This is a genomic window from Microbispora sp. ATCC PTA-5024 (genome assembly GCF_000511135.2).
In the GTDB taxonomy this organism is placed as follows: domain Bacteria; phylum Actinomycetota; class Actinomycetes; order Streptosporangiales; family Streptosporangiaceae; genus Microbispora; species Microbispora corallina.
Map to the genome: position 1 here is coordinate 1,348,321 of NZ_KI866523.1, position 6,765 is coordinate 1,355,085.

A 6,765-nucleotide genomic window follows, 5' to 3' on the forward strand; every position below is an offset into this window, starting at 1 on the left:
CGTGTCCGCCAAGAGCCTGACCGTGATCGCCGCTCTGGCCGTGACGGCCCTCGCCGGCTGCGCGGGCGGCCAGACGTCCCAGCCCCGATCCGGGGACACGCGCTTCGTGGCCGGGGACGGCCACGTCCAGTTCTTCGCCGCCGCCGACCGCCAGAAGGCCCCCGCCATCGAGGGCGCCACCCTCGACGGCGGCACCGCCACGCTGGGCTCCGGCAAGGTGTACGTGCTCAACTTCTGGGCGTCCTGGTGCGCCCCCTGCCGCGCCGAGGCGCCCGTGCTCAAGGACATCGCGTCCCGGATGAAGCCGAAGGGCGTGGAGTTCCTCGGGGTCAACTTCAAGGACCTCCAGGCCTCCGCCCAGGCGTACGACCGGACGGTGCGGCCGGGGTATCCGAGCATCTTCGACCAGAGCGGCAAGGTCCTGCTCGAGTTCCACGACACCGTGCCGCCGGCGGCCATCCCGTCCACGCTGATCATCGACCAGCAGGGCCGCATCGCCGCCCGCGCCCTCGGGGCGGTCAAGTACGACGACCTCCTCGGGGCCGTCACCAAGGTCAGCGATGAGTGACCTGGGCGCCACCGTCGCGAGCGGTTCGATCCTGCTGGCCCTGCCCATCGCGGTGCTGGCCGGGCTGGTGTCGTTCGTCTCGCCGTGCGTGCTCCCGCTCGTGCCCGGCTACCTGTCGTACGTCACAGGCATGAGCGGCGACCCCAAACGGGGACGCATGGTGCTGGGCAGCGCGCTGTTCGTGCTCGGGTTCGCCGCGGTGTTCGTGCTCGGGGGAGCGCTGTTCGGGGGCCTCGGCGGCGCGCTGCTGGGCAACGCCGGCGTGATCACCCGGGTGCTCGGCGCCGTGACGATCGTGCTCGGGCTGGCCTTCCTCGGGCTGGTCCCCGGCCTCCAGCGCGAGATGCGGCTCCACCGGCTCCGGCCGGCGGCCGGGCTCGCGGGCGCCCCGCTGCTCGGGGTCGTCTTCGGCCTCGGCTGGACGCCCTGCATCGGGCCGACCCTGGCCGTCGTGCTCACGCTCTCGGTCGACCAGGGGAGCGCCGCCCGGGGCGCGGCACTCGCCTTCGCGTACGCGCTGGGCCTCGGGGTGCCGTTCGTGCTCGCCGGGCTGGCCTATCGCAGGGCGCTGCACGCGTTCAGGGCGGTGCGCCGCCACACGCCGCTCATCACCCGGATCGGGGGCGCCATGCTCGTGCTCGTGGGCGTGCTGCTCGTGACCGGCTGGTGGGGCGGCCTCATCGCCGGCCTGCAGGGCTGGGTGGGCGGATTCGAGCCGGTGATCTGATGAGCGCTCCCCACGACCACCTCGAGCGCGCCGCGACCGACGCCGAGACCCCGGTCGCCATCGAGAGCGCGCCCCCGGAGCCGGGGCGCCCCGTCGGCCTGGGCCTTCGAGGCTGGCTGCGCTGGTCCTGGCGCACGCTCACCTCGATGCGCACGGCGCTGATCCTGCTGTTCCTGCTGGCGCTCGGCTCGGTGCCCGGGTCGCTCTACCCGCAGCGCGGGGTCGACCCGGCCAGGGTCGCGCAGTACTTCACCGACAACCCCACCGAGGCGAAGTGGCTGGACAGGTTCTGGCTGTTCGACGTCTTCACCTCGCCCTGGTTCTCGGCCGTCTACCTGCTGCTGTTCGTCTCGCTCGCCGGCTGCGTCCTGCCCCGGGCGCTGGCGCACCTCAAGGAGCTCCGCAGGAAGCCGCCCGCCGCGCCGCGCAACCTCCTGCGCCTGCCGCACGCCGAGGCGTTCGAGGGCGAGCTGACGGTGGAGCGGGCGGCCGCCGTGCTGCGCCGCAGGCGCTTCCGGGTCGTCACCGGCCCCGACTGGGTCGCCGCGGAGAAGGGCTACCTGCGGGAGACCGGGAACCTGCTCTTCCACCTGGCGTTGCTCGTCCTGCTGTTCGCGGTCGGCGCCGGCGGCCTGTACGGCTACCGCGGCAACGTGCTGGTGGTGGAGGGCGACGGCTTCTCCAACACGGTGGCCGCCTACGACCGGTTCATGCCGGGCCAGCGGGTGACGGCCGAGTCGCTGACGCCGTTCTCGTTCACGCTCAAGGACTTCCAGGCCAGCTACGTGGCCGCCGGGCCGAAGGCGGGCCAGCCGCTCGACTACTCCGCCCGCCTGACGGTCCAGGACTCGCCCACCTCGGCGCCCCGCGACGTGGACCTCAAGGTCAACGACCCGGTCGACGTGAACGGCACCCTGACCTACCTCATCGGCCACGGGTACGCCCCCACGTTCAAGGTGACGGACGGCAAGGGGCAGGTGGCCTACGACGGGCCGGTGCCCTGCCTCGCCGACGACCAGGCCACGTACACGTCCGAGTGCGTCATCAAGGTCCCCGACGCCCAGCCGACCCAGCTCGGCTTCCTCGCGCGGTTCCTGCCCACGACCGTCCCGAACGGCGGCGCCTGGGTGTCGATCTTCCCCGGCGCGGCCAACCCCACGGTCCAGGTCTTCCCGTTCGGGGGCGACCTCGGCATGAAATCGGGGCGGCCGCAGTCGGTGTACCAGCTCGACACCGACCACCTGAAGCCGCTCGGCGCGATGTCGGCCCAGCCGGCCCCGCTCAACGTCGGCGACACCAAGGAGCTCGCCGACGGCGCCGGGAAGATCCAGTTCACCGGCGTCAAGGAGTGGATCAGCCTCCAGGTCACGTACGACCCGGGGCGCATGCCCGCGCTGCTGGCCGCCGCGGCCGCCGTCATCGGGCTCGTGCTGTCGCTGACCATCCGCCGGCGCCGCCTGTGGGTGCGGATCGGGGACCGCGAGGTCACGGTGGGAGGATTGACCCGCACAGAAGGCGGCGGCGCGACCTTCGCCGAGGAACTGAACGAGATCGTCACCGCGCTCCGCGGCGGCGCGCCCGCGCCCGCCCCCGACGACGTGGCCCCTTCGCCTGACACCCGCGCGCAGGAAGCCGGGGACGCTCCGCGCCCGGAGGAGCCCGAACAGGCTGGTCAGACCCCTGAGGGCCCGTCCGGCCGCGACAGCCGAGACGGCGCCCACGGCGCCCATGACGCCGACGAACACGCTGCGCCGGGCGCCCGCCCGGACGAGGAGTAGACATGCCCGCCCAGGTCAACGAGGGACTTGCCACGGTGAGCGACCAGCTCATCCTGGCGACCGTCCTGCTCTATCTCGCCGCCATGATCTGCTTCGCGCTGGAGCTCGCCTTCGGCCGGGTCCGCACGGCCACGGCCGCGGCCGCGGCGCGACGCCGGCCGGTCGCGGTCGGCGCGGGAGCACCGGCGTCCCCGCCCGAGGAGGCCGCCGCGGATGCCCGTACCGGGCCTGCGCCGGCCGCCTGGGCCGTCAGGGCCGGGACGGTCGCCGTCGTCCTCAGCTGGATCGCCTGGGCCGGGAACCTCGCCGGCATCCTCACCCGCGGCCTCGCGGTCGACCGGTGGCCGTGGGGCAACATGTACGAGTTCGTGGTGGCGATCTGCTTCGCCGCCGTGAGCGCGTTCCTCGTGCTGCTGACCCGTCAGCCGATCCGGTTCCTCGGGGCGTTCGTCACCGTGACGGCGGCGCTCGGGCTCGGCTTCGCCGTGCTGTTCCTGCACGTCCAGGCAGGCCCGGTGATGCCGGCCCTGCACTCGTACTGGATCGCCATCCACGTGACCGCGGCGATCGTCGCGAGCGGGCTGTTCATCCTGGCCGGCGTGTGCGCGATCCTCTACCTGATCCGCAAGGACGGGCAGGCGTCGGCGCTGCCGACCCGCGACGTGCTGGAGCGCGTGACCCACCGGGCCATCGTGATCTCCTTCCCCATCTGGACGTTCGCCGTGATCGCGGGCGCCATGTGGGCCGACCGCGCCTGGGGCCGCTACTGGGGCTGGGACCCCAAGGAGGTCTGGGCGTTCGTCACGTGGATCGTGTACGCGGCGTACCTGCACGCGCGGGCCACGGCGGGCTGGCGCGGCACGGCCGCCATCGTCGTGTCGCTGGTGGCCTTCGGCTGCCTGCTGTTCAACCTCGTCGGGGTGAACATCTTCATCTCCGGCCTCCACTCCTACGCCGACGTGCCGAAGTAGGACCGGCCGGAGCGGGGCCGATCAGTCGTCGTCGCGGAGACGGCGGTCGAGCTGGCGGAGGAACTCGGGGTCGTCGTCGGGCCCACGGGGCACGTCGTGCTGCGGCCGCCGCCGTACGCCCGCCGCCATGCCGGCCGGGCCGTGCACGGCCTCACGGGCGTGCTGGGGACGCCCCAGGAGCAGCCAGATCAGGGCCCCGAAGGGAAGGAGGAGCACCACGATGAGGATCCACAGCGCCTTGGGAACGGCGCGCACCTCGGTCCCGGGGGTCGTGATCACGTCGAACAGGCAGTAGAGCCAGAAGGCAAGCAGCGCCAGGCCGATAATCACGCTAGGCATGTCCACACGGTAAGCCATGTCTGCATGTGATCGTGTTTGTGCTCCTCATTCGGGGTGACGGCATTCGGGGTGACGGCGCGAGATCCGCATCGTACGGTGGACCGGTACATGCGCGAGGGCCGTCCCGGGTGACGGCGCGGGCGTGACGGCACGTGGCGAGTGAGGTGCGATGGCGGAGCCGGGCGACAGGGGCCGCCACCGGCGGGGGTCGCGGTGGTGGCAGCGCGGGCCGTACGTGTCCTCGCACCGCCGGGCGGACGCGCCGGAGCACGCCGCCGAGAGGGCTCCCGAGCGTGGCGCCGAGCGCGCTCCCGACGCCCCCACGGACTGGTTCCGCCAGCGACGGCCCGTCGAGCGGCCGGTGGAACGGCCACGGGAATGGCCGGGAGAGTGGGAGCGGCCCCCCGCCGAACGGGTCGCCGTGACCGCCCCCGTGGTGGACGACCGCCCCCAGTACACCTGGCGGGACTTCGAACTCGACGATTTGCCGCTGCGGGCCGCGCCGCACGCCCCCGACGCCCCCGACCTCAGGGACGGCAGGCGGCACTGCGGGCCGCTGGAGCGCATCCTGTACCGCCAGTGGGACGCCATGGAGGGCCCGCCCCCCGCCGACGCCGTACGGGCCGTGGACAGCCTGGCGCGGCTCCCCGACCGCATCAAGACCGCGCTCGCCATCGGACTCGAGGGCATCTACGTGGGCCGCGGCGGCGTGCCGGACCTCGACGACATGGGCTACCTGCGCGGCGCGCCGCTGCCCTCCGGCCGCGCCACCTGGGACGTCTGCGCCGGCGCGTACGGCGACCGCAAGATCGTGGTGGGGGACCGGCCGTCGCCCACGCCGGACGTCATGATGCACGAAGTCGGGCATGCGCTGGACGACGTGGACGCCGGTCCGGGAGAGTGGGTCTCGGACTCCCCCGAGTTCGCCGCGCTCTACGAGGAGTGCCTGCCGCTGTTCGCCTCGTCGTTCCACCGGCAGCCGGGGGGCCTCGGGCGTAAGGAGTTCTTCGCCGACGCGTTCGCCGCGATCGCGTCCCGGCAGCGTCCGGCCCTCGTCGACATGCTCGGCGGGGACACCCGAGCGGCGCTCAACGTGATGTTGTTCTTCAACAGGCGCTTTGGGATCTAGGTGATTCGGATGTACGTGATCCGGCTCGGCGACGGGACGTTGCGCGTGCCGCAATCCCTCACCACCGGCGACGGGCGTCTGATCGGCAACGCGTACGTCGAGGTGGTGCCCGGCGACCCCGGCTACGACGCCTGGCTGGCCGAGTCCATCACCGAGGAGGAGGAGGCCGAGCGCCGCCGCCGATGGCGCGAGGGCGACGAGGAGCTCGAACGGGCCTTCCTCGCGTTCAAGGCCGAGCAGGACTGAGGGGCGTCACTCGGGCCGCGGGCGCGGCGAAGGCGGGGCCTGGCCGGCAGGGGTGCAGGACGAGCCGGGGGCCGGGTTCGAGGGGCGGTGCGGGAGGGCTGACTCCGGTGACCCTGCGGCGTCCGGGTAGCGCGCAGGATCACCCGGTGCTGGTACGTGCGTCAGACTCGCGGTGAGTCGCCGTTCGGCCGGTCGGCCGTCAGTACGTCCTCACCGCGAAGGAGGGCGTGCACTTCCGATTCGCGGAACCGCCTGTGCCCTCCGGGGGTACGGATGCTGCTGATTCGCCCAGCCGCGGCCCAGCGTGTCACGGTCTTCGGGTCGACCCTGAAGAGGGCGGCAACCTCTCCTGGGGTCAGCAGTCGCTCGCTGCTACTCTCCACAATCTCTCCCCCTCGCGTCCCGCGTCCTGCAGCGGGCGGACAGGTAACCAGTGTGCCGAGCGAAGCCTGATTTATCCGTGGTTTTCGCAGAAGATCACGGGTTGTTACCGGCTCAGTGCCCGATTGTTATATGATAGAGCCTCTTTGGGGCGCTCATGGGTGTTTCTTTACAAAAGCGCCTTGTTGTGAACACTAGCAGTGCCCACGGCAGATGCGAAGAGAGACCAACGTCTCGGGAGAGTGACGTAGCCTCGACGCTGTGCACCCGGTAGTCGTTTACACGCTTTCGCGTCTGGGCCTGTTCGCCGTCGCCCTCGGCGTCCTCTATCTCGTCGGCCTGCGCACGTTCCCTCTGCTCGTGATCGCGTTCCTGGTCAGCGGCGTGGCCAGCTACGTGCTGCTGTCCAAACAGCGGGACGCGGTGAGCGCGCGCATCGCCAGGAATCGCGGGGGAGCGGGGAGAGACTAGGTCGTCGCGAACATGCCGACCCGGGCATGGTACTCATGCCCGGCCTCAGGCGTGTCGCTTCCCACCAAAAGCCCCCTGTTAACTGTCAGGAACGGCTTTACCCCGTTTCCCCTTTCTCCCCACTGGACGCGTGCCGCGCGCCGGCCGCGCCACGG

9 protein-coding genes are annotated in these 6,765 nt (G+C 72.0%); 7 read left to right on the forward strand and 2 right to left on the reverse strand.

Annotated features, from left to right (window positions below; all coding sequences use genetic code 11):
* Position 1: 1 nt before the first annotated feature.
* From MPTA5024_RS18755 to ccsB, 4 genes are read left to right on the forward strand one after another with little or no spacing between them, the layout of a single operon-like run.
* The gene (locus tag MPTA5024_RS18755; protein ID WP_036325307.1) at positions 2 to 568 is read left to right on the forward strand and encodes a TlpA family protein disulfide reductase; all 567 of its coding nucleotides are present in this window, start codon (positions 2 to 4) and stop codon (positions 566 to 568) included.
* A complete protein-coding gene (locus MPTA5024_RS18760; RefSeq protein ID WP_036325308.1) occupies positions 561 to 1,295 on the forward strand; it encodes a cytochrome c biogenesis CcdA family protein in 735 nt (244 codons plus the stop codon). Before MPTA5024_RS18755 ends, MPTA5024_RS18760 begins: the two co-directional genes overlap by 8 nt.
* Positions 1,295 to 3,073: a cytochrome c biogenesis protein ResB gene (locus MPTA5024_RS18765; protein ID WP_084369790.1), complete on the forward strand. Its 1,779-nt coding sequence runs from the start codon at positions 1,295 to 1,297 to the stop codon at positions 3,071 to 3,073. Before MPTA5024_RS18760 ends, MPTA5024_RS18765 begins: the two co-directional genes overlap by 1 nt.
* A gap of 2 nt (positions 3,074 to 3,075) precedes the next feature.
* Positions 3,076 to 4,044: a c-type cytochrome biogenesis protein CcsB gene (ccsB, locus tag MPTA5024_RS18770; RefSeq protein ID WP_036325309.1), complete on the forward strand. Its 969-nt coding sequence runs from the start codon at positions 3,076 to 3,078 to the stop codon at positions 4,042 to 4,044.
* Positions 4,045 to 4,065: 21 nt separating this feature from the next.
* Here the strand turns inward: ccsB and MPTA5024_RS18775 are convergent, their stop codons facing one another.
* Complete coding sequence (locus MPTA5024_RS18775; RefSeq protein WP_036326758.1) at positions 4,066 to 4,383, reverse strand: PLDc N-terminal domain-containing protein; 318 nt, start codon at positions 4,381 to 4,383, stop codon at positions 4,066 to 4,068.
* A 169-nt stretch (positions 4,384 to 4,552) separates the two neighbouring features.
* Between MPTA5024_RS18775 and MPTA5024_RS18780 the strand changes: the two genes are divergently transcribed.
* Positions 4,553 to 5,512: a hypothetical protein gene (locus MPTA5024_RS18780; protein WP_036325310.1), complete on the forward strand. Its 960-nt coding sequence runs from the start codon at positions 4,553 to 4,555 to the stop codon at positions 5,510 to 5,512.
* 9 nt (positions 5,513 to 5,521) lie between these two features.
* Positions 5,522 to 5,758 carry a hypothetical protein gene (locus tag MPTA5024_RS18785; RefSeq protein WP_036325311.1) on the forward strand — a complete coding sequence of 79 codons (237 nt, stop codon included), beginning with the start codon at positions 5,522 to 5,524 and terminating at the stop codon, positions 5,756 to 5,758.
* A gap of 161 nt (positions 5,759 to 5,919) precedes the next feature.
* Here the strand turns inward: MPTA5024_RS18785 and MPTA5024_RS39790 are convergent, their stop codons facing one another.
* Entirely contained in the window at positions 5,920 to 6,141 is a 222-nt protein-coding gene (locus MPTA5024_RS39790; protein WP_036325312.1) for a BldC family transcriptional regulator, read from the reverse strand.
* Between the two features lie 259 nt (positions 6,142 to 6,400).
* On the opposite strand from MPTA5024_RS39790, the gene MPTA5024_RS18790 reads away from it, so the two are divergent.
* Positions 6,401 to 6,610 (forward strand): DUF4229 domain-containing protein, encoded by a 210-nt coding sequence (locus MPTA5024_RS18790; RefSeq protein ID WP_036325313.1) that lies wholly within the window; start codon positions 6,401 to 6,403, stop codon positions 6,608 to 6,610.
* Positions 6,611 to 6,765 lie beyond the last annotated feature (155 nt).

What these genes read in the sequence shown, in the direction of transcription:
- ccsB (WP_036325309.1), top strand. Translation starts at nt 3,076, where the DNA reads ATGCCCGCCCAGGTCAACGAGGGACTTGCCACGGTGAGCGACCAGCTC.
- MPTA5024_RS18760 (WP_036325308.1), top strand. Translation starts at nt 561, where the DNA reads ATGAGTGACCTGGGCGCCACCGTCGCGAGCGGTTCGATCCTGCTGGCC.
- MPTA5024_RS18765 (WP_084369790.1), top strand. Translation starts at nt 1,295, where the DNA reads ATGAGCGCTCCCCACGACCACCTCGAGCGCGCCGCGACCGACGCCGAG.
- MPTA5024_RS18785 (WP_036325311.1), top strand. Translation starts at nt 5,522, where the DNA reads ATGTACGTGATCCGGCTCGGCGACGGGACGTTGCGCGTGCCGCAATCC.
- MPTA5024_RS18780 (WP_036325310.1), top strand. Translation starts at nt 4,553, where the DNA reads ATGGCGGAGCCGGGCGACAGGGGCCGCCACCGGCGGGGGTCGCGGTGG.
- MPTA5024_RS18775 (WP_036326758.1), bottom strand. Translation starts at nt 4,383, where the DNA reads ATGCCTAGCGTGATTATCGGCCTGGCGCTGCTTGCCTTCTGGCTCTAC.